The following is a 1,471-nucleotide window of genomic DNA, read 5'->3' on the forward strand; positions in this document are numbered from 1 at the left end:
AGTTTTTTTGTGTTTTCTTGGGTCCTCACACCAATCGGGCGCGGCGGTCCGAGCCCCCTCTCCGACGCCCCCCCCCCCCCCCCGGCCCGATGTCGGTCTTATCTCAGAGCTGACCGACGACCCAGTCGATCGAACGGGTCAGCTGCGAAACATCTTCCGGGTCGATCGCCGGGAACATGCCGACACGCAGCTGGTTACGGCCCAGCTTGCGGTAGGGCTCGGTGTCGACGATGCCGTTGGCGCGCAGGATCTTGGCGACCTGGGCCGCGTCGACCGCGTCGTCGAAGTCGATGGTGCCGACGACCTGCGAGCGGTGCGCCGGGTTCGTCACGTACGGGGTGGCGAACGAGCTCGACTCGGCCCACGAGTACAGGCGCGAGGACGAGTCCAGGGTGCGCTTCACGGTCCAGTCGAGGCCGCCGTTGGCGTTCATCCACTCGATCTGATCGGCGAACAGCAGCAGGGTGGCCAGCGCCGGGGTGTTGTAGGTCTGGTCCTTGGAGGAGTTGTCGACCGCGATCGGCAGCGACAGGAACTCCGGGGTCCAGCGACCCGACTCCTTGATCTCGGCGACGCGGGCCAGTGCGGCCGGGCTCATGATCGCGATCCACAGGCCACCGTCGGCGGCGAAGCACTTCTGCGGGGCGAAGTAGTAGACGTCGGAGTCGGCGATGTTCACCGGCAGACCGCCGGCGCCGGAGGTGGCGTCGATGGCGATCAGGGCGTTCTCCGAGCCGACCGGACGCGACACCGGGATGGACACACCGGTGGAGGTCTCGTTGTGGGCCCAGCCGATGAGGTCGACCGAGGGGTCCGAGACGGGCTCGGGCGCGCTGCCCGGCTCCGAGGAGACGACGATCGGGTCACCGATGAACGGGTTGCCCTTGGCGACCGAGGCGAACTTCGAGGAGAACTCGCCGTTGGTCAGGTGCAGCGAACGCTCGCGGATCAGGCCGAAGGCGGCGGCATCCCAGAACGCGGTGGTGCCACCGTTGCCGAGCACGACCTCGTAGCCGTCGGGCAGGGAGAACAGCTCGCGCAGGCCGTTGCGCACGCGCGCGACCACGTCCTTGACCGGCTTCTGTCGATGCGAGGTACCGAACACCGAGGCGCCGACAGTCACCAGGGACTGCAGCTGCTCCGGGCGGACCTTGGACGGGCCGCAGCCGAACCGTCCGTCGGCGGGCTTGAGGTCAGCGGGAATTGTCGGGAACGCACTGGTCATGGGGGGGAGTTTAGTGGTGGGCGGATCACGGTTGTTGGGGTGGGGTGGCGCTGTGAGGCGGGACACGCGGCGTCGCGGGTGGAGGTTGAGGGATCTGTTGTTTGGTGGTGGGAGAGGAGTGATGTCCGGGGGTTGGTAGTCCCAGGCAGGTTTGACGCTGTGTTTATCGGCGCGCTGGCGCGCGCGTGTCCGCGGCCCCGAGGGGCGGGGGGGGGGGTGGGGGGAGGAGGAGAGCAGACGTACGAG

At 68.1% G+C, this 1,471-nt stretch carries 1 protein-coding gene; it reads right to left on the bottom strand.

What is annotated here, in order from left to right; translation table 11 throughout:
• Positions 1–103: 103 nt before the first annotated feature.
• The gene (serC, locus tag ACFWPX_RS34855; RefSeq protein ID WP_378932732.1) at positions 104–1,225 is read right to left on the bottom strand and encodes a phosphoserine transaminase; all 1,122 of its coding nucleotides are present in this window, start codon (positions 1,223–1,225) and stop codon (positions 104–106) included.
• Positions 1,226–1,471: the final 246 nt, after the last annotated feature.

Source organism: Nocardia sp. NPDC058518 (assembly GCF_042719655.1).
GTDB lineage: Bacteria > Actinomycetota > Actinomycetes > Mycobacteriales > Mycobacteriaceae > Nocardia.